The organism is Iodobacter arcticus, assembly GCF_042664895.1.
GTDB lineage: Bacteria > Pseudomonadota > Gammaproteobacteria > Burkholderiales > Chitinibacteraceae > Iodobacter > Iodobacter arcticus.
The window spans coordinates 53252-73815 of sequence record NZ_JBHTBQ010000004.1 but is presented as its reverse complement, the minus strand read 5'-3'; the positions used below and the strand labels follow the sequence as shown (position 1 = coordinate 73815).

19 protein-coding genes are annotated in these 20564 nt (G+C 51.4%); 17 read left to right on the top strand and 2 right to left on the bottom strand.

What is annotated here, in order from left to right; all coding sequences use genetic code 11:
- Positions 1 to 86 precede the first annotated feature (86 nt).
- Both msrP and ACFQNF_RS01855 read right to left on the bottom strand, forming a co-directional pair.
- A complete protein-coding gene (msrP, locus tag ACFQNF_RS01860; RefSeq protein ID WP_380185700.1) occupies positions 87 to 1010 on the bottom strand; it encodes a protein-methionine-sulfoxide reductase catalytic subunit MsrP in 924 nt (307 codons plus the stop codon).
- 165 nt (positions 1011 to 1175) lie between these two features.
- Complete coding sequence (locus ACFQNF_RS01855; RefSeq protein WP_380185699.1) at positions 1176 to 1340, bottom strand: protein MIGRI; 165 nt, start codon at positions 1338 to 1340, stop codon at positions 1176 to 1178.
- Between the two features lie 269 nt (positions 1341 to 1609).
- On the opposite strand from ACFQNF_RS01855, the gene mraZ reads away from it, so the two are divergent.
- The 17 genes from mraZ (at position 1610) to ACFQNF_RS01770 (ending at position 20380) form a co-directional block, all read left to right on the top strand.
- Positions 1610 to 2047, top strand: coding sequence for a division/cell wall cluster transcriptional repressor MraZ (gene mraZ / locus ACFQNF_RS01850; protein WP_046352535.1), 438 nt, complete (start codon positions 1610 to 1612; stop codon positions 2045 to 2047).
- 79 nt (positions 2048 to 2126) lie between these two features.
- Positions 2127 to 3059, top strand: coding sequence for a 16S rRNA (cytosine(1402)-N(4))-methyltransferase RsmH (rsmH, locus tag ACFQNF_RS01845; protein WP_380185698.1), 933 nt, complete (start codon positions 2127 to 2129; stop codon positions 3057 to 3059).
- Complete coding sequence (ftsL, locus tag ACFQNF_RS01840) at positions 3056 to 3349, top strand: cell division protein FtsL (protein ID WP_046352533.1); 294 nt, start codon at positions 3056 to 3058, stop codon at positions 3347 to 3349. Before rsmH ends, ftsL begins: the two co-directional genes overlap by 4 nt.
- Positions 3346 to 5217, top strand: a complete 1872-nt coding sequence (locus ACFQNF_RS01835; protein WP_380185697.1) for a peptidoglycan D,D-transpeptidase FtsI family protein — start codon at positions 3346 to 3348, stop codon at positions 5215 to 5217. The genes ftsL and ACFQNF_RS01835 overlap by 4 nt, the downstream gene beginning before the upstream one ends.
- 124 nt (positions 5218 to 5341) lie before the next feature.
- The gene (locus tag ACFQNF_RS01830; protein ID WP_380185696.1) at positions 5342 to 6823 is read left to right on the top strand and encodes a UDP-N-acetylmuramoyl-L-alanyl-D-glutamate--2,6-diaminopimelate ligase; all 1482 of its coding nucleotides are present in this window, start codon (positions 5342 to 5344) and stop codon (positions 6821 to 6823) included.
- Positions 6823 to 8187, top strand: a complete 1365-nt coding sequence (locus tag ACFQNF_RS01825; RefSeq protein ID WP_380185695.1) for a UDP-N-acetylmuramoyl-tripeptide--D-alanyl-D-alanine ligase — start codon at positions 6823 to 6825, stop codon at positions 8185 to 8187. The genes ACFQNF_RS01830 and ACFQNF_RS01825 overlap by 1 nt, the downstream gene beginning before the upstream one ends.
- Positions 8188 to 9276, top strand: a complete 1089-nt coding sequence (gene mraY, locus ACFQNF_RS01820; protein ID WP_046352529.1) for a phospho-N-acetylmuramoyl-pentapeptide-transferase — start codon at positions 8188 to 8190, stop codon at positions 9274 to 9276. It abuts the gene before it with no gap.
- A gap of 183 nt (positions 9277 to 9459) precedes the next feature.
- Positions 9460 to 10845, top strand: a complete 1386-nt coding sequence (gene murD, locus ACFQNF_RS01815; protein WP_380185694.1) for a UDP-N-acetylmuramoyl-L-alanine--D-glutamate ligase — start codon at positions 9460 to 9462, stop codon at positions 10843 to 10845.
- Position 10846: 1 nt separating this feature from the next.
- A complete protein-coding gene (ftsW, locus tag ACFQNF_RS01810; protein WP_380185693.1) occupies positions 10847 to 12034 on the top strand; it encodes a putative lipid II flippase FtsW in 1188 nt (395 codons plus the stop codon).
- Positions 12031 to 13098 carry an undecaprenyldiphospho-muramoylpentapeptide beta-N-acetylglucosaminyltransferase gene (gene murG / locus ACFQNF_RS01805; RefSeq protein ID WP_380185692.1) on the top strand — a complete coding sequence of 356 codons (1068 nt, stop codon included), beginning with the start codon at positions 12031 to 12033 and terminating at the stop codon, positions 13096 to 13098. Before ftsW ends, murG begins: the two co-directional genes overlap by 4 nt.
- Positions 13099 to 13175: 77 nt before the next feature.
- Positions 13176 to 14564, top strand: coding sequence for a UDP-N-acetylmuramate--L-alanine ligase (gene murC / locus ACFQNF_RS01800; protein WP_380185909.1), 1389 nt, complete (start codon positions 13176 to 13178; stop codon positions 14562 to 14564).
- Positions 14565 to 14790: 226 nt separating this feature from the next.
- Entirely contained in the window at positions 14791 to 15699 is a 909-nt protein-coding gene (locus ACFQNF_RS01795) for a D-alanine--D-alanine ligase (protein WP_380185691.1), read from the top strand.
- Between the two features lie 64 nt (positions 15700 to 15763).
- A complete protein-coding gene (locus tag ACFQNF_RS01790) occupies positions 15764 to 16531 on the top strand; it encodes a cell division protein FtsQ/DivIB (protein WP_046352525.1) in 768 nt (255 codons plus the stop codon).
- Between the two features lie 121 nt (positions 16532 to 16652).
- Positions 16653 to 17885: a cell division protein FtsA gene (gene ftsA / locus ACFQNF_RS01785; RefSeq protein WP_046352524.1), complete on the top strand. Its 1233-nt coding sequence runs from the start codon at positions 16653 to 16655 to the stop codon at positions 17883 to 17885.
- A 46-nt stretch (positions 17886 to 17931) separates the two neighbouring features.
- Positions 17932 to 19107 (top strand): cell division protein FtsZ, encoded by a 1176-nt coding sequence (ftsZ, locus tag ACFQNF_RS01780; protein ID WP_380185690.1) that lies wholly within the window; start codon positions 17932 to 17934, stop codon positions 19105 to 19107.
- 173 nt (positions 19108 to 19280) lie between these two features.
- Positions 19281 to 20195, top strand: a complete 915-nt coding sequence (lpxC, locus tag ACFQNF_RS01775; RefSeq protein ID WP_380185689.1) for a UDP-3-O-acyl-N-acetylglucosamine deacetylase — start codon at positions 19281 to 19283, stop codon at positions 20193 to 20195.
- Entirely contained in the window at positions 20195 to 20380 is a 186-nt protein-coding gene (locus ACFQNF_RS01770) for a hypothetical protein (RefSeq protein ID WP_380185688.1), read from the top strand. Before lpxC ends, ACFQNF_RS01770 begins: the two co-directional genes overlap by 1 nt.
- The last annotated feature ends 184 nt before the right edge of the window (positions 20381 to 20564 follow it).

Genomic DNA, 20564 nt, shown 5'->3' with positions numbered 1-20564 from the left:
TTTACTGCATTTCAGTTTTTCTCCGTGGCTCTCCGTGTTCTCCTTTTCCTCCGTGGTTCAAGATTTGGGTTTAAATTTTTACCCTTTCAAAACAACTTCTTCAAATCCATTCCCTTATACATTCCCGCTACTTGATCGCCGTAGCCATTAAACATTAAGGTTTTGCGTTTAAAGAATTCGCCAATGCGCCGCTCGGTAACTTGGCTCCAGCGGGGGTGGTCTACTTCTGGGTTTACATTGGAATAAAAGCCGTATTCATTTGGCCCTGCTTTATTCCATGAAGTTTGCGGTTGTTTTTCGGTAAGGCGGATTTTTACAATCGATTTAGCGCTTTTAAAGCCATATTTCCACGGCACAACCAAACGAATCGGTGCGCCATTTTGATTAGGTAATACTTTGCCATAAAGGCCCACCACCATAATCGCCAAAGGATGCATGGCTTCATCCATGCGTAATCCTTCGGTGTAGGGCCAATCCAATACCGAGCGGCCAACGCCGGGCATCTGTGCTTTGTCGGCTAGCGAAATAAATTCAACGTATTTGGCTTTAGAAGTGGGATTAACCCGTTTAATTAATTCAGAAAGTGGGAAACCCACCCAAGGAATAACCATCGACCAGCCTTCTACACAGCGCAGGCGATAAATTCGCTCTTCCAAAGGCGCAATCTTTAGCAATTCTTCTATTGAGAAAGTACGCGGCTTTTCGCATTCTCCCTCAATCACAATATTCCAAGGCCGAGTTTTTAAAGTATGCGCGGCTTTAGCCGGATCATCTTTTCCCGTACCAAATTCGTAGTAATTATTATATTGAGTGATTTGCTCAAAAGTATTTTTATCGTCTTTAGCAGAAAGAGGGCTACTGCGGTAAACCAACTCGCCCGCAGCCTGTGCAGGTAAAGCAGCGGCCAGCCCCAAGGCAGCAGCACCAGTCATGATTTGACGCCGATTGAGCCAAATACTTTCAGGGGTAATTTCGGAAGGTAATATTTCTGTCGATGAACGGATCAGCATGATGTTCTCCAGTGGCAATAGGAATTAGTCGAATAGAACAGCAAGTGCTGACAGCGACTTTCACATTTTATTTGCAATAAGACCGATTACCAGCAAGAAAAGTTGCTTCTGCCAAGCACTTTACTCCGAATGCATGCGAATCCATCCACACAGAGAAAACGAACATCAATACATGTGCAAAAACAAGGCACTAGCGGCAGCCATCAACAAAACAATCGACGCAATCTTCATTGTACGGTCTATTTCTAAGCGCACAGCAGGGCTAATTCGCCGCCAAAGCGCCCAGATCAGCAAGCCTAGCAAACAGATATTCAGTAATTTTTCTGTCATAAGGCGTAATCAGTATCCAATGAGGGGAAAAAGCGCATTATTCGCTCATTAAGTTAAAGTTTTACTTTAACTTAATTGGTTTAATGCTTGCTTATACAAGATAAAACAAGTGAAAAATGTACGTTACCTATTTTGCAGCTAAGTGATTGTATCAAAAGAATAATTAAAAAACGGGCGCTTGTGCGCTCTTTTTTTTTACTCTATAGTGGGAAGTAGTGGGTGAAAGTGGGTAAAAGTGTCGTTTTAACCCTTATAAAGAGTAAATCATCATGTTTGGCGGTGTGGCATCTTTAAATCTCGACAGCAAAGGACGATTGGCAATTCCTGCCAGGCATCGTGACGTGCTGGGGATTCACTGTGCTAACCAATTAGTCATCACGGCTGAGCCATCGGGTTGCTTACTTCTTTATCCTTCGCCTGATTGGTTGCCGGTGCGCGATCAACTTAACCGTCTTTCTGGCGCTCAGATGCCTATTCGCCGTTTTATCGTCGGCCATGCCGAAGAGATCGAACCCGATAGCGCTGGGCGCATTTTAATTCCGCCGCGTTTACGCCAGCTGGCAGGCCTCGATAAAGAAGTCGCCTTGGTGGGAATGGGCAATAAATTCGAACTATGGGATGAAGCCCGCTGGGCTGCCCAAGTTCAAGCCGTTATGGAGATCAGTCCAGACGATTTGGCAAAACAAATGCAGGACATCGTGCTTTGACCCTGATTCATACCATTCGCCTTGAAGAGGCCGTGCCGAGCATCAACGGCCACATTAACTTTTTACAAGGCATCGTGCTTTGACGCTTATTCACACCACCGTTTTGCTAGACGAGGCCGTGCACGCACTGGCGATCAAGCCAAATGGCATTTATGTCGATTGCACTTTTGGCCGTGGCGGCCACTCGCGCCTTATTCTTTCCAAGCTAGGTACTGACGGGCGTTTGATTGCTTTTGATAAAGACCCGATGGCGATTGCTGAGGCCGCCACCATTAACGATCCGCGCTTCACCATCGTGCACGAAGGCTTTGTTAATTTGCAGAAAGAGTTAAACCTGCGTGGTATCGAGTATGTAGATGGCGTACTGATGGATTTAGGTGTGTCATCTCCACAGCTGGATGACGCTAGCCGTGGCTTTAGTTTTCGCTTTGATGCCCCGCTCGATATGCGCATGGATACAACGCGTGGCATGACAGCGGCCGAATGGCTGAACTTAGCCGATGAGAAAGACATTGCAGAGGTGGTAAAAGACTATGGCGAAGAGCGGTTTGCTAAACAGGTTGCAGCAGCGATTGTTGCGAGTAGAGCGGGAGAACCGATTTGCACCACCGGCCAGCTTTCCGCGATTGTCGCAACAGCCGTCCGCAGCCGCGAACCGGGGCAGAATCCGGCGACACGTACCTTCCAGGCTATACGGATTTACATCAATCGCGAGCTTGAGGAGCTTGCGCTAACCCTGCCGCAGGCTTTGCAAATGCTGAATCAGGGCGGGCGCTTCTCGGTGATTGCGTTTCATTCCTTAGAAGATCGCATCGTAAAACGCTTTCTGCAAGATGCTGCGCAAGGCGACAAGCTGCCTTCCCGCTTGCCTGTGCGTGCGGCTGATATTGCCGAGCCACCGGTCAAAATTATTGGCAAGCCAATCCGCGCCAGTGAAAAAGAAGTCCATGAGAATCCGCGTGCCCGAAGTGCCATATTGCGCACGGCGGAGCGAACAGGAATCGCTCTGTGACTCGTTTAAACCTTTTTTTGCTCGTTATCTTAATTGCATGCGCGCTGGCTTTGATTACTAGCCAGCATAAGGCCCGCAAGTTTTATGGCGAACTGCAAAAAGAAGAAGTATTAAGCCGCAAACTCGATGTTGAGTGGGGGCAATTACAGCTAGAGCAAAGTACTTGGGCTATGCATTCGCGTATTGAAGCAGAAGCAACACAAAAATTAGGCATGCAAGTGCCGGGGCCAAACCGCACGCAAGTGATCTTGCCGCACGGTGAACGCGTAGCCAAACCGGTGACAGAATGAAATTAGCAAGGCCGCCCAGACAAGCAGGCGGGCAATCTAGGCATCAGCGTTTTGCAACACCCGCTCCCACACTAGAGCGCTGGCGGGTATGGGTGGTAGTCGGTTTCTTGCTATCCCTGTTTGCCGTGCTGCTTGGCCGTGGCCTGTATTTGCAAGCGTGGAACGAGGGCTTTTTGCAGGAGCAAGGCGACGCACGTTATATGCGCAACCTAAAGCAAGCCTCCAACCGCGGCATGATTACCGATCGCAATGGTGAGCCACTGGCTATCTCAACACCTGTGCAATCGATCTGGGCCAGTCCGCGCGGGATGACTCTGTTGCCAGCAGGCCAGGAGCGCCCAACAGATTGGGAGCCGAAATCAGATAAAGACCCTGTGCCGGTTTCACGCAGTGAAATCAAAAAACTAGCAGGCGCATTACAGCTAAGCGAAGACGAGATTACCAAGAAGTTAAGTATCTCTCGCAAGAACACCAAAGGCGATCTCATCCGCCCCGATTTTCTGTGGCTACGCCGGCATATGTCGCCGAACGATGCCAAAGCCGTGATGGCGCTCAATGTACCGGGTGTTTACACGCAAACCGAGTACCGCCGCTATTACCCGGCGGGCGATGTGATGGCTCATATCGTGGGCTTTACCGATATCGATGGCAAAGGGCAAGAAGGCTTTGAATTAACCCGTGAAGCGATGCTGGCGGGAAAACCCGGCAGCCGTACCGTGATTCGTGATCGACGCGGCTACATCGTTGAAGACGTTTCAACCATTGTTCCGGCCAAAGACGGCGAAACATTGCAATTATCGATCGACCGCAAGATTCAGTATCTGGTTTACAGGGAACTGAAAAAAGGCATCGAAGCCGCAGGTGCCATAGCAGGTGCTGCCGTTGTACTCGATGCAAAAACCGGTGAAGTACTGGCCTTGGCCAATTTGCCCTCATACAACCCAAACAGCCGTGAGCGCGTTGATTTAGCCAGAAAACGCAACCGGGTACTGACTGATATTTACGAGCCGGGCTCGACCATGAAGCCCTTTATTGTGGCGGCAGGTTTAGAGCAGGGGCTAATTAAGCCATCAAGCATTATCCAAACCTCGCCGGGGCGAATGACGATAGGCCCGGCCACTTTTAAAGATACAAGAGATTATGGTGCGCTAAACCCGGAAGGTGTGCTCAAGCACTCAAGCAATGTGGGGGCCGCCAAGATTGGCCTGATGATGGGGCGTGAAGAATTATGGGGATACTTTAATAACTACGGCTTTGGTGCATCAACACATAGTGGTTTTCCGGGAGAGGCATTTGGCCGGGTTCGGCCCTGGAAAACTTGGCGACCGATTGAGCAGGCCACCATGTCTTTTGGTCACGGTCTTTCGGTAAGCCTGATGCAAATGGCGCGGGGCTACACCGTATTTACCAATCATGGCGAAATGAAGCCAATCACTTTTACCAAGATGGTGGCTCCAAGCCCAGGTAAGCAAGTGGTCTCGGCCCAGACTGCAGATTTAGTAAAGAACATGCTAGAAAGCGTAACCCAGGCAGGTGGTACAGCAGCAAGGGCGCAAATTGTAGGCTTTCGGGTAGGCGGTAAAACAGGGACAGCACGCAAGATTGTGAACGGCCAGTATTCCAGAGAAAAGTACGAAGTATCGTTTATTGGTTTTGCCCCCGTATCCAACCCGCGTTTGATTGTGGCGGTCTTGATTGATGAGCCTTCCACAGTAGGGAATCGTTATTACGGCGGAACCGTTTCAGCCCCGGTGTTTCAGGAAATTATGTCGGGCAGTTTGCGTATGTTAGGCGTACCACCCGATGCACCGATTACCAATATTTTGTTGCCGGGGCTTGATGCGCCGGAGTTGAAAGAAGAAACGTAATTGATTGCGAGTGAAGGCTTTGCAGTGCGGGTAAGCCCCGCCAAAACAGACCGACCTTTGTAAACAACGACAAATTATCCACTCCACATTCCGTGACCCACATCCCGGAGCTGAAGGAAGAAATATGAAAGCTGTGAGCTGGAACCTCCCTACTCTCGACCTTCCTGCGATTGACGCCATCGCGGCGAACGCGCGCCTTGTGGTCGATAGCCGCAACATTCAGCCCGGCGATGTATTCCTCGCTTTTGAGGGCGAATATGCCGATGGCCGTAGCTATATCGCTGACGCCATCGCCGCTGGTGCTGCAGCTGTCTTGTGGGAAGCCGAAGAATTTGTATGGGATCCGGCATGGCAAACACCCAATCTGGCGATTCCGCAATTACGCGCTCAAGCGGGTATTGTGGCCGCACATTTATTAGCTAATCCATCCCGCTCGATGTTTGTGACCGGTATTACCGGCACCAATGGCAAAACATCAATTGCCAATTGGCTGGCACAGGCGTTTAACCTGCTTGGCCATAAAACCGGCGTACTGGGCACGCTGGGCAATGGCTTTATTGATAAATTAGAAAGCTCCACCCATACCACACTCGATCCTGTCACCCTGCAAGGCTGGTTGTCCCGTCTGCATGGTGAAGGGGCCAGCCATATCGCAATGGAAGTCTCCTCGCATGGTTTGGAGCAAGGGCGTGTGCACGGCACAGACTTTGATGTAGCCGTGTTTACCAATCTGACCCGCGATCATCTCGATTACCACGGTGATATGGCGAGCTACGGCGCTGCCAAAGCTAAATTATTTGCGTGGGAAGGCTTAAAAGTTGCTGTCATCAATACCGATGATGCTTTTGGGCGCGAATTAGCATCGCAGTGTAAAGCCCCGCGCGTACTGACTTATGGCTTGGAAAACGGCGGAATTCGCGCCACCAGCGTTGAGCTCACCCTTTCCGGCCTGGAAATGGAAGTCGCCACGCCCTATGGCCTGTGCAATATCAGCTCACCGATGCTGGGCCGCTTTAATGCCAGCAATCTGCTGGCCTGTCTGTCTGTATTACTAGCTGCCGATGTACCGCTCGCTAAAGCCGCCCATATTCTGGGGCAAATTCAGCCTGCGGCAGGCCGGATGCAAAAACTGGGGGGTGACGAGCGCCCTCTGGTCGTGGTGGATTACGCCCACACACCGGATGCCTTAGAAAAAGCGCTGGCTACCCTGCGCGAATCCATGCCAGAGAAAAGCCGCCTTTACTGCATCTTTGGCTGCGGTGGGGATAGAGACAAAGGCAAGCGTCCGCTTATGGGCGAAATCGCCTGCCGCCTAGCCGATGCGGTGATTATCACCAGCGACAACCCACGCAGCGAAACACCGCAAGCCATTATCCAGGACATCGTGCGCGGTGTTTCCGGCGTACCCGGCACAGGACACGCCAATTACAGCATTGATTCAGACCGCGCCTCAGCGATTGTGGATGCCATTGATGTGGCAAGCGCCAAAGACGTTGTACTGATCGCAGGCAAAGGCCATGAAACCTATCAGGAAATCGCAGGCATTCGTCATCCTTTCGATGATGTCGCCATTGCCAACCGTGCATTAGCAAGGAAGAAAAAATAATGTTGTCGCTGCAAGAAACCGCACAGGCCTTAAAAAGCCCTCTCACCGGCAATGGCGAAGCGCGCTTTACGCGTGTCACCACCGATAGCCGTGATATCCGTGCGGGTGATTTATTTATTGCTTTGCGTGGTGAGAAATTCGATGCCCACCAGTTTGCCGATGCGGCAATTGCAGCGGGTGCAGTGGCTGCCATCGTCGATACGCCTATTGCTGGCCCACATATTTTAGTGCCGGACACACTGGCTGCACTAGGGCAGCTCGCTGCATTCTGGCGAGAGCTGCTGGCAAAAACAGGGCAAATCGTCATTGGTGTAACCGGCAGCAATGGTAAAACCACGGTCAAAGAAATGATTTCAGCCGTGCTGGGCCATTACAGTGGCAGCGATACGGTGCACGCCACCTACGGCAATCTAAATAATCATATCGGCCTGCCACTTACCCTTTTGGCCGCCCGTGCAAGCCATCGCTATGTGGTTGCCGAAATGGGTATGAATCATTTTGATGAAATCAGCTACCTCACCCATATTGCCAAACCCAATATCGCCATCATCACCAATGCTGGCCGCTGCCATTTAGAAGCGCTCGGCAGCGTGGCTGGTGTAGCGCAAGCCAAGGGCGAGATTTTTGCGGGTTTAGTGGCGGGTGGCTACGCCATTATTAATGCCGACGATGACTACGCACCGCTCTGGCGCGAGCTGGCAAAAGATCACCCGCAAGTCAGTTTTAGCCTGAACAATGCCGATGTTTTTGCGCGCAATGTATGCGCCCATTTGCACGGCGCGCAATTTACCCTCTGCACTCCCGGTGATTCGGCTCAGGTCGATTTGCAACTACCGGGTTTGCACAATGTACTCAATGCCTTAGGCGCAGCCGCCGTAGGCCATGCTTTAAGTATTGGAGCCGAAGATATCGCCAGCGGGCTAGCCAGCTACCAAGGCACCAAAGGCCGCCTGCAAAGCAAGACTGCATTTAACGGTGCAAAAGTATTTGATGACACCTACAACGCCAATCCCGATTCAATGAAGGCCGCCATTGATGTTCTGGCAGGCTTTGGCCCAGAAACACTGCTGATACTCGGAGATATGGGCGAAATTGGCCCTGATGCACCAGAGCGCCACCAAGAAATTGGCGCATATGCCCGCAGCAAAGGCATACGCAGGCTTTACACCCTAGGCGAGCAAATGCAGCGAGCCAGCACCGCATTTAGCGATGCTGCACAACATTTTGCTGACATCAGCGATTTGATTGCAGCGGTTCGCGCTGATTTAACGCCAACGACCACAGTGTTGGTCAAAGGCTCGCGTTTTATGCACATGGAACGAGTCGTGGACGGCTTGAATACAAACGACTTGGAGACGAAGTAAATGTTGTTGCTGTTAACCCAATGGCTTGGCGAATCAGTTCGCGCCTTTAATGTTTTTAACTACCTCACCCTGAGAGCCGTGCTGGCAACGATGACCGCGCTGGGCATCTCATGGACGATGGGCCCTTGGGTCATTAAAAAACTAACCGATCTAAAAGTGGGCCAGGTTGTTCGTACTGATGGCGTACAAACCCATCTGATTAAAGCAGGCACGCCAACGATGGGCGGCACGCTGATCCTGCTGGCAATTGGCTTAACCACCCTGCTGTGGGGCGATTTACGCAATAAATATGTCTGGCTGGCCCTCACAGTGACGATGGCAACGGGCGTGATTGGCTTTATCGATGATTACCGCAAAATTGCCCTGAAAGATCCTAAAGGCATGTCGGCCAAAGCCAAGTTGTTCTGGCAATCCTTGATCGCCATTGGTGCAGGGGTATTTCTGGTGCATGCCGGCGGCAGCCTGCCTGCAAACACCGGCTTTGTCGTGCCGTTTTTCAAGCAGATTCTTTACCCATTTGGTGCAGTGGGCTTCTGCGTGCTGACTTATTTTGTAATTGTAGGTACGAGTAATGCCGTCAACTTAACCGATGGTCTGGATGGCTTGGCTATTATGCCAACCGTGCTGATTTCCTTTGCTTTCTGCGTTTTTGCCTATGTAGCCGGCAATGTGGTGTTTTCCAAATACCTTGGTGTGCCCCATGTGCCCGGCGCAGGCGAGCTGGTGATTTTCTGCGCGGCAATGGCCGGTGCAGGGCTTGGGTTTTTATGGTTTAACGCCTACCCCGCTGAAGTCTTTATGGGCGATGTAGGCGCACTCGCCCTTGGCGCAGGCCTTGGCATTGTGGCGGTGATTGTGCGCCAAGAAATCGTTTTGCTGATTATGGGCGGTGTATTTGTGATGGAAGCGCTGTCGGTGATGATTCAAGTCGCCAGCTTTAAGCTACGCGGCAAACGGGTATTTAGAATGGCCCCGATCCACCATCATTACGAATTAAAAGGCTGGAAAGAAACCCAAGTCGTGGTGCGCTTCTGGATTATCACCATGCTGTTGGTATTGGCCGGTTTAGCCACGCTGAAGCTGCGTTAACTATTGAAAGACAAACCTAGGTCTTGAACCACGGAGGAAAAGGAGAACACGGAGGGCCACGGAGAAAGGCAAGAGAATCACGCGCGCATTGGCTCGTTCTAAAGGTTTTCTCCGTGTTCTCTGCGTTCTCCGTGGTTCAAGATTTGGGTTTTAGCTTAGCTTGTAGACATTAAAGAGAAAAAAATGAATTACCAAGGCAAACATTGCATCGTTGTGGGTTTAGGCGAATCGGGCTTTTCTGCTGCTAAGTGGCTGGCCGCCCAAGGCGCGCGCGTGACTGTGGCCGACAGCCGAAGCGCTCCGCCGAATGTAGAGCAACTCCATGCCGCTCATGCCGATATCGAATTGCGCTTAGGCGCGTTCAGCGATGCCACGTTTGTTGATGCCGATGCGCTGATTGTTAGCCCGGGTGTGCCAATTGCCACGCCAGCCATTACTGCGGCTGTCGCCCGTGGTGTGCCTGCCTTAGGTGATGTGGAGTTATTCGCCCAAGCGATTTCCGGCTCTGCCGCTAAAGTGATTGCGATTACCGGCTCCAACGGCAAATCAACCGTAACCAGTATGGTTGGCCAGATGTGCGAAGCCGCAGGTTTAAAAACCGTGATGGCGGGCAATATCGGCCTGCCGGTGCTGGATGCGCTAACTACCTCACCAGACGCTGATGTGTTTGTGCTTGAGCTTTCTAGCTTTCAGCTTGAAACCACTACTTCACTGAATGCCGATGCGGCAACGGTACTCAATATCAGCGAAGACCATTTAGACCGATATAAAAATCTGGCGCATTACGCCGCCACCAAGGCTGCTATTTTTGCTGGCACAGGCGTCGTGGTTCTAAACCGCGAAGACACGCATTGCCTTGCTATGGCAAATGAGCTGGAGTCCCGCCAAATCGTCTGGTTTGGCGCAGATGAGCCGCGCACAGCAAATGAGTACGGCCTGAAAGGAAGTGAATTTACTTTAAGCTGCGGCAGCGAAGCGTTCTTTAATGCGGCCGATCTGCCTGTAGCTGGCTTACACAATGCAGTCAATGCACTTTCCGCCATCGCGCTTTGCCGTGCCATTGGCTTAGAAACCGCCCCGCTGCTCGCCGCACTGAAATCATTCACAGGCCTTGCGCACCGGGTTGAGTTTGTTGCCACGGTTCAAGGCGTTGATTACTTCGATGATTCCAAAGGCACCAATGTAGGCGCCACCGAAGCGGCGCTCAAAGGCATGACTCGCCCTGTGGTGTTGATTGCCGGAGGAGACGGCAAGGGGCAGGATTTTCGCCCGCTTAAAGCCGCTTGCGAGCGCATTTGCCGTGCAGTGATTCTGATTGGCCGCGACGCGCCGATTCTGGCCGAGGCGCTCAACGAAGCTCAATCGCAGTTTGTAGATTTCGATAACGAACATCTGCTGCCTATTTTGCAACTGCCCACTATGGAAATGGCCGTGCAATTTGCCAGTAACCTTACCGAAAGTGGCGATGTGGTTTTGCTTTCCCCGGCTTGCGCTAGCCTCGACATGTACCGCAACTATCACCACCGCGCCGAAGTATTTATCGCGGCGGTAAAAGGTCTGGGGGCCTGACGTGCGCCAGTTATTTTCGCAGGCCATCAAGCGGCTTCGCCCCAATATGGCGTCCTATGATCAGGCGCTGTTCTGGTGCATTACCCTGCTGCTGACGATTGGCTTGGTGATGGTGTATTCCTCATCGATTGCGATGGCCGAAGTGGATAAAGACACAGGCTTTCGCTCAAATTACTTCCTGATTCGCCACGTAATTTTCCTGGTGGTAGGGATTGCAGGCGCATTTACTGCTTTTTCAATTTCTACCAAAACATGGCAGCAGTATTCATCCACGCTATTTTTGATCGGCATGATTTTGCTCGTGATGGTGTTGATTCCCGGCGTGGGACGCGAAGTAAACGGTAGCCGCCGCTGGCTGTCGCTGGTGGTGATTAACTTGCAGCCTTCCGAGCTAATGAAGCTGTTTGTTGTGCTTTATGCCGCCGATTACACGGTGCGTAAAGCCATCAGCATGACAGGTTCATTTATGGAAAGCGTCAGCAAAGTGCTATTTCCGATGTTTATGGTGATGGCACTGGTGGGTGCGCTCTTGCTGCTGGAGCCAGACTTTGGCGCCTTTGCCGTGATTACCGCCATTGCGATGGGCACGCTGTTTTTAGGTGGCTTTAATTGGAAGCTGTTTGCCGGGCTGTTTATCTTTCTGGCTGTGGCTTTCGTTGGCTTAGTGGTCAGCTCACCCTACCGTATGCAGCGTGTGCTGGGCTTTTTAGACCCTTGGAAAGACCCTTACGGTAAAGGCTATCAGCTCAGCCACTCGCTTATTGCATTTGGCCGTGGTGAATGGAGTGGCGTAGGCCTTGGTGCCAGCGTGGAAAAACTATCCTATCTGCCCGAAGCCCATACCGACTTTCTGATGGCCATCATTGCAGAAGAATTTGGCTTTATCGGCGTTGCGACCGTGATTTTATTATTTGTATTTCTGATCTTTCGCGCCTTTATGATCGGCGTACAAGCCGCAAAACTAGAGCGCCACTGGCAGGCACTGACTGCGCAAGGCGTGGGTATCTGGATAGGTGTGCAATCGTTTATCAATATTGGCGTGAATATGGGCCTGATGCCCACTAAGGGTCTTACTCTGCCCCTGCTGTCTTTTGGTGGCTCGGGCATCGTGGCCAATTTAATTGCACTGGGTGTTTTGATGCGGATTGATTATGAAAACCGCCAAATGATCAGGGGGTATCGAGCATGAGCCAACGTACCCTGATGGTGATGGCAGGTGGCACAGGCGGGCATATTTTTCCTGCGCTGGCGGTGGCTAATGAATTAAAAGAGCGTGGCTGGAAAATCATCTGGCTGGGCGCTGCTGGACGGATGGAAACACGTATCGTGCCAGAGCATGGAATTGATTTAATCACGCTGCAAATTGATGGTGTGCGCGGCAAAGGCCTCTTAAAAAAACTCAGCCAGCCTTGGGTACAGCTCAAAGCACTCTGCGGCGCGTTCAAAGTGATTTTTGAGCATCGCCCGGATGTAGCGATTGGCTTTGGCGGCTTTACGGGGTTTCCAGGTGGCATCGCCATGCGCATGCTGTGGCTACCGTTGGTGATTCATGAGCAAAACTCGGTAGCAGGGCTCACTAATAAAGTGCTGTCCAAAATCGCCAACCGTGTGCTGTTTGCTTTCCCAAGTGCTTTTCCGGCCAAAGACGGCTGTATCGGCAATCCAGTCAGGGCAGAAATTCAGGATTTACCAATCCCTGCAACGCGTTTTGCTGGCCGTACTGGCCCGCTCAAGCTGTTAGTTGTTGGCGGCAGCTTGGGTGCTCAGGTCTTTAACGAAGAAGTACCTAAAGCACTGGCGCTGCTCGCAGCAGACCAACGCCCAGAGGTGATTCATCAGGCGGGTGAGAAACATATCGACGCTTTGCGCGCCAATTATGCCGCCGCGGGAGTCAGCGCAGAGTGCGTGGCCTTTATCGGTGATATGGCTCACGCCTACTCTGAGGCTGATCTGATACTGTGCCGCGCCGGAGCGCTTACGGTGGCCGAGCTGGCTTGTGTTGGCGTTGCCTCCGTGCTCGTGCCCTTCCCACATGCCGTAGATGATCACCAAACCGGCAATGCCCGCTATTTAAGCGAAAACGGAGCAGGCCTCTTATTACCACAAAAAGAATTTAATGCCGCTGCCTTTGCCCAATTACTGACCCAAACCAACCGTGAGCAATGTTTGGCGATCGCTACGCTAGCACGCGGCTTGGCAAAACCGGATGCCACGATGCAAGTGGTATCGGTAATTGAAGAATTAGCTTTGTAAGGTGTGCAAGAACCTTGCCGCCCAATTTGTAAATGTAAATGCTCAAAATTTAAAGAAAGAACCAATCAGAGTCGATGATGAAACACAAAGTTAAACGTATCCATTTTGTAGGCATAGGCGGCGTCGGCATGAGCGGCATCGCTGAAGTCTTGCTCAACCTTGGTTTTGAGATCAGTGGCTCAGACCTTGGCAGCAGCGCAACAACCCAGCGCCTGAGCGCTGCGGGTGCAGATGTGCACCTTGGCCACGCGGCAGACTATGTAGCCAATGCAGATGTAGTGGTGATTTCCAGTGCAGTAAAAGATGATAACCCTGAGGTAGTCGAAGCACGTAGCCGCAAGATTCCGGTAGTACCACGAGCACAAATGCTGGCCGAGCTGATGCGTTTAAAGCAAGGCATCGCCATTGCCGGCACACACGGCAAGACCACCACCACCAGCCTTACCGCTTCAATTTTAGAAGCCGCAGGGCTTGATCCTACTTTTGTGATTGGCGGCAAATTACACGCCGCAGGCAGCAATGCCCGCTTAGGCCATGGCGACTTTTTAGTGGCTGAAGCCGATGAAAGCGATGCGTCTTTCCTGCTACTCACCCCGGTGATTTCGGTGGTTACCAATATTGATCAAGACCATATGGATACCTATGGTCACGATTTTAATAATTTAAAGAAGGCGTTTATTACCTTCTTGCAGCATCTGCCCTTCTATGGCCGTGCCGTGTTGTGCATTGATGACCCCTATGTGCGCGAGATTTTGCCGCAGGTCACCAGCCCAATCACCAGCTATGGCGTCAGCGCGGATGCCATGCTGCGCGCTGAAAACATCGTGGCACTCGATGGCCGTATGCAATTTGACGCGGTATGGGAAAACGGCGAATCACGCCGCCTGCCGATCACGCTGAATATGCCCGGCATGCACAATGTGCTCAATGCCCTCGCAGCAATTGCAGTGGGGATTGAAATTGGCGCAGATGAAACCGCCATTCAATCCGCGCTTGCTGGCTTCCAAGGAGTTGGCCGACGCTTTCAGCGCTATGGCGAAATTGCGCTTGAAACTGGGGGTAGCTTTACGCTGGTAGACGATTACGGCCATCACCCTGTTGAAATGGCCGCCACTATTGCTGCTGCGCGTGGCGCATTTCCAGGCCGCCGCTTAGTGCTGGCTTTTCAGCCGCACCGCTATACCCGCACCCGCGATTGCTTTGAAGATTTTGTACAGGTTTTATCCACAGTGGATGGTTTATTGCTCGGCGAAGTGTATGCCGCCGGCGAAGCGCCAATTGTGGCAGCAGACAGCCGTAGCCTGGCCCGCGCCGTGCGCGTAGTGGGCAAGGTAGAGCCGCAATTTGTGACTGACATCAACGATATGCCAGCCACGATCATGGCTGCGGCCCAAAACGGCGATGTGATCATCACAATGGGCGCAGGCACGATAGGCGGCGTTCCGGGCAAGGTTGCTGCAATTTAAAAAACAAAACCCAAATCTTTAACCACGGAGGGCACAGAGAACACGGAGTTTCACGGAGAAAACCTAAGAAACAATGTGTAGGTTGGGTTAGCTGATTTATTCGCCGCTTTTTGGCGGATAAACCAGCGTAACCCAACATGCCCAGATGAAAAGATCAGGGGTCATATGTAGGGTGGGCACGTTTTTGTGCCCATGCGAAAAACAACAGCTGGGTTGAGTAAGCAAAATGAATAAATACGGAAAAGTAGCGGTCGTGATGGGTGGCACTTCGGCAGAGCGTGAAGTGTCATTAATGAGCGGCAAAGGTGTTCTGGAAGCCCTGCAAGCACGCGGCGTGGATGCGCATGCTTTTGATCCCTCGACCAAGCCACTTGAAGCATTAAAAACCGAAGGTTTTGATCGCGCTTTTCTGATCTTGCACGGCCCGTTTGGCGAAGATGGCACTTTGCAAGGCGCGCTTGAAGTGATGGGCATGCCTTACACGGGTTGTGGTGTATTGGCCTCGGCGCTCGGTATGGATAAGCTGCGTAGCAAACTGATTTGGCAAGCCTTGGGCCTGCCGATTCCGGCATTTGAAATTCTGACTGAAAGCAGCGATTTTGCTGCGATTGAACAAAAACTGGGCCTGCCATTATTTGTAAAACCAGCTTGTGAAGGCTCGAGTATTGGCGTGAGCAAAGTAAAAAATGTGGGTGAGCTAGCCGCCGCGTTTACAGAAGCTTACAAATACGACAAGATTGTGATTGCAGAGCAGTTCATTGGTGGGGGAGAATACACCGCTGCTGTACTTGGGGATCAAGTCCTCTCGTTTGTAAAGATTGAGCCTGCTACCGAATTCTACGATTACGAAGCCAAATATATCCGTGATGACACGGTTTACCGTTGTCCTGCGGGTTTGTCAGATGATCTCAATGAACAAATTGCTGGCTACGTCAAGCAAGCCTTCTGGGCGCTTGGCGGCCGTGGCTGGGCGCGTATTGATTTCTTAATGGATGAGGCAGGTAAGCCTTATTTATTAGAAGCCAATACCGCACCGGGTATGACCAGCCATAGTTTATTTCCTATGGCGGCGAGAGAAGCGGGATTAAGTTACGAGGATTTAGTTTTGCAAGTATTAAACAGCACGCTGGAATAAAAAATAGTGACGTTATTTAGCCATTTCAGCCCATTGATGCCAGCCATAGCAACGAGGTTCGCCCATGTGGGATAAGCCTCAGCTGTTAATGTGGTTTGCCAATTTGCTGACCGCATTAGCATTGTTGCTTTTGTTTTATGCCGTACTTTTTTTGACCGTGCATTCGCCTTTATTTCCAATTAAGCGAATTAAAGTCGATGGCGATTTAGTCCATGTCACACGCGAGCAATTGCAGTACGTCATTAAGCATGAGTTAACCGGAACATTTTTTACTCTGGATTTAGATAAAACACGGCAAGCCTTTGAAAAGCTGCCGTGGGTAAGGCAAGTTACGGTGCGCAGGCACTGGCCAGACCGGGTAGAAGTACGAATAGAAGAGCACAAAGCGGTAGCGCGCTGGGGCTCGGTGGCTTTACTCAATAGCTATGGTGAGCGTTTTGATGCCGCATCCAATGATCAATTACCGATTCTGGAGGGCCCGGAAGGCACAGAAAAAGTAATGATTGATGGCTTTGCAGAGCTCCACAAAACACTGCAGCCCTTAGGTAAAAAAGCCACCCATGTTTGGCTTTCTGAACGAAGGGCCTGGCGTTTTGAGCTGGATCATCAGCTGATTATTGAAGTAGGCAGAGATGAAGCCGTCGCCAGAACAGCGCGATTTGTAACGGCCTACCCCAACTCGCTGGCTTTGCTAAAGCAGCCTTTTGAATATGTAGATTTACGTTATCCCAATGGCTTTGCTGTGCGATTGCCAGAGTACAAGCCAGTAGAAAGTAAGCCCGTGGTGAAGCCAGCCGTACCGGCCAAACCTGCAGTAGCAAAACCGGCATAACCATGTCGTTTTTGAAAAATGGTAAGGCGGGTAAAACCTGCCACACACAGAAAATTCAGCGATACGATTTTCATATCAGATCGTTTTTAAAAAGTAAGACATTGAGTAAAGAGGTTGTCAGGTGACCAGAGATAGCAAAAACATCATTGTCGGGCTGGACATTGGCACATCCAAAGTGGTGGCTGTTGTCGCCGAGATCAAAGAAGACGGCGCACTCAATGTGATTGGTCTGGGCTCAGCTGCCTCACGCGGCTTAAAACGTGGTGTGGTCGTTGATATTGAAAAAACCGTTGCCGCCATTCAATCGGCACTGGGCGAAGCTGAGCTGATGGCCGATTGCAAAATCAGCCAGGTCTTTACCGGTATTGCAGGCAGCCATATCAAGAGCATTAACTCCGATGGCATGGTGGCGATCAAGGATAAGGAAGTCACCTCGGCCGATGTAGACCGCGTGATCGAAACCGCCAGCGCCGTCAATATCCCCACCGACCATCAGGTACTGCACATCTTGGCGCAGGAATACATGATAGACGGCCAGGAAGGCGTGAAAGAGCCGATGGGGATGTCGGGTGTGCGTTTGCATGTCAACGTGCATATCGTCAGCGGTGCTGTCAGTGCGGTGCAAAACATCACCAAATGCGTACGTCGCTGCGGTTTAGAAATCGAAGAAGTGGTGTTGCAGCCACTGGCGTCCTCTTATTCGGTACTCACCGAAGATGAAAAAGACTTGGGCGTTTGTCTGGTTGATATTGGTGGCGGGACCACCGATCTGGCGATCTTTATTGGCGGTGCAATCCGCCATACCGCGGTGATTCCGATTGCGGGCGACCAAGTGACCAACGATATCGCGATGGCGCTGCGTACCCCCACATCAGAAGCAGAAACGATTAAGTTGCAGCATGGCGTAGCGCTGCGCCATATGAGCGATCCAGCGCAAATGATTGAAGTACCGGGTGTGGGTGAGCGCGGTGCCAGACAAATGAGCCGTCATACCTTGGCGGAAGTCATTGAGCCGCGTGTTGAAGAGCTATATGGCTTGGTTCAACAAGAACTTCGCCGCTCTGGTTTTGAAGGCCGCCTATCCAGCGGCATCGTCATCACCGGTGGTGCCGCAATGATGCCTGGCATGGTTGAGCTTGGTGAAGAGATTTTCCATATGCCGCTCCGGATGGGCACGCCAAAGTATGTAGGTGGCCTTGCCGAAGTGGTGAAAAACCCACGTTATTCCACCGCCGTGGGTTTGCTGTTAATTGCACGTGAACAACTACTAAAGAACCCTGTAAACCGGGGCAAAGATGGCTCTATGGGGGATATTTTTGGTCGTATGAAATCTTGGTTTCAGAATACATTCTGACCTTTCGGGTAAGTGTTAAAAATCGGGTAATGCAAGGAGAGTAATCATGGCTTTAACTTTCGAAGTGCAAGAAGTTGCACATCACGTCAACATTAAAGTGATCGGTGTGGGTGGCGCAGGCTGCAACGCGATCAATAATATGATTGAGCACGCATTGAATGGGGTGCAGTTTATTGCTGCCAACACCGATGCACAGGTGCTGAAATTATCCAAAGCCACCGATGTTGTGCAGTTAGGCACCACCGGTTTTGGCGCAGGTTGCGATCCTGAAGTCGCTCGCGAAGCGGCCGAAGCCGATCGCGAACGCATCGGCGAGCTGATCAGTGGCGCAAATCTGCTGTTTATCACCGCCGGTATGGGTGGTGGTACCGGTACAGGCGCATCCCCTGTGATCGCACAAATTGCCCGTGAAAAAGGCATTTTCACCGTGGGCGTGGTCACCAAGCCCGGCCTTGACGAAGGCTCGCGCCAGAAAGTGGCTCAAGCTGGGATTGACGAGCTTTCACGCGCAGTTGATTCGCTGATTATCGTTTCCAACCAAAAGCTGGAAGAAGTACTCGGCGAAGACGTCACCGTCGATGAAGCCTTCCGCGCAGCTGACGATGTACTACGTAATGCCGTGGCATCGATCGTAGAAATCATCCAGTATCCAGGCTTGATTAACGTTGACTTTGCTGACGTTAAAACCGTAATGCAGGAAAAAGGCATGGCGATGATGGGCTCGGCTTTCGCTGCTGGCGAAAACCGCGCTATCCGCGCAACCGAAGAAGCCATCAGCTGCCCATTGCTGGATAACATCAACTTCAAGGGTGCGCGCGGTGTATTGCTCAATATCAGCGCCAGCCGTGCCAGCCTGAAGAAAAGCGAAATCACCCGCGCACGCGAAATCATCCAATCGCATGTGAGCGACGACGCCATGGTTAAACACGGTGTGGTTTACGACGAAACCTTGGGCGAGCAAATCCGCATTACGATTATCGCTACCGGTATGGGCAGTAATGCCAACAAACCACAGCTTTCTGTAGTGCAAACTCCGCAGCTTAAAACCGGCACAGACAACCACTCTGGCGAGCCAGATTGGGGCGCTTACGATTTACCTCCGGGCTTTCGCCCAAGCAATCGCAGCGCACGCGCAGGCGGTGATGTAGCAACGGCAACGCGCGGGGCCACATCCAATGTTGATATGGATATCCCGGCATTCTTACGTCGTCAGGCAGATTAAGCATGAAAAACATCCTGTAGGGTGGGCACAGCACATCGAGCCCGCTCTACAAGCTGCAAACGACTGTAAGTAGATGGAGATAAAGGCATTGCCTATTGGCAAGATTGCAAAGATCAATCCAGCACACTACCCGGTGCTGGTAAGATTGAGGTCTGTTGATTAACGAGACCAGCATGTTCCAACAACGCACTCTAAAAACGACTATCCGCGCCGTTGGCGTGGGCCTGCATTCTGGCGAGCGGGTTACCCTCGTCTTAAAACCGGCCCCGGTTAATAGTGGGATCGTGTTTCAACGTGTCGATTTGCCCGAGTCGACACCATTTAGAGTGACGCCATCGCTTGTCAACGACACGCGGCTCTCCTCCACGCTCGTCAAAGACGGCGTACGTGTCGGTACGATTGAGCACATCATGTCGGCATTTGCAGGGCTAGGCATTGACAATGTTATTGTTGAAGTTGACGCCCCGGAAATGCCGATCATGGATGGATCGGCAGCGCCTTTTATCTATCTGCTGCAATCAGCAGGTATTGTGGATCAGCAGGCGGCCAAGCAATTTGTCCGCGTGCTGAAACCCATCGAAGTCATCGACGGCGATAAATGGGTTAGATTACTGCCGCATGATGGTTATAAAGTGGCACTCACCATCGACTTTGCCCACCCTGCTTTCAAAAAGTCAGCCCAAACCATCAAACTTGATTTTGCTAACACCAATTATGTAAGCGAAATCGCCCGTGCCCGCACCTTTGGTTTTATCCATGAAGTGGAATACCTACGCATGAACGGCTTAGCCCGCGGCGGCAGTATGGATAATGCCATTGTGATTGACGAATACCGCGTACTTAACGACGGTGGTTTGCGCTTTGAAGACGAATTTGTACGCCACAAAGTACTCGATCTGATTGGCGATTTATATATCCTTGGTCGCCCACTCATTGCCGCTTTCGAAGGCTATAAATCGGGTCATGCCATGAATAACAAGCTGCTGCGCGCCCTGCTGGACGACGAATCGTCCTACGAGATTGTCAGCTTTGAAAACCGGAATGACGTGCCCAGCTCATTCCACGATCTGCCTGCCTTAGGAATCTGATGTTTATTGTCTTACGCCTGCTATTTGTCATCGCCGTCCTGGGCATCGCCTACTGCGCATTCAAATACCAGCGCAGCAAAGACCCCAGCTGGCTACGCATCATTAAATGGATTCTGTATTCCACACTAGGTTTGCTAGTGATATTTTTTATAGGGCTGGTGGTGGAGCGGCTGTGGGTAGGTTAGTGCCGTAGGTCAGGCGTCACCCCAACCCTATAAAAATTTAAAGGTAAATCGTCGCTTGAATTAGCAGTCTGCGTGTGAGGTTTGCCTCACTCAGCGATATATTACGTAACCCAACCTACAAATGCCTTCTTTCCCGAGTTTCTCCATGAAGCTCCGTATTCTCTGGCCCGTGGCTCAAAAATGG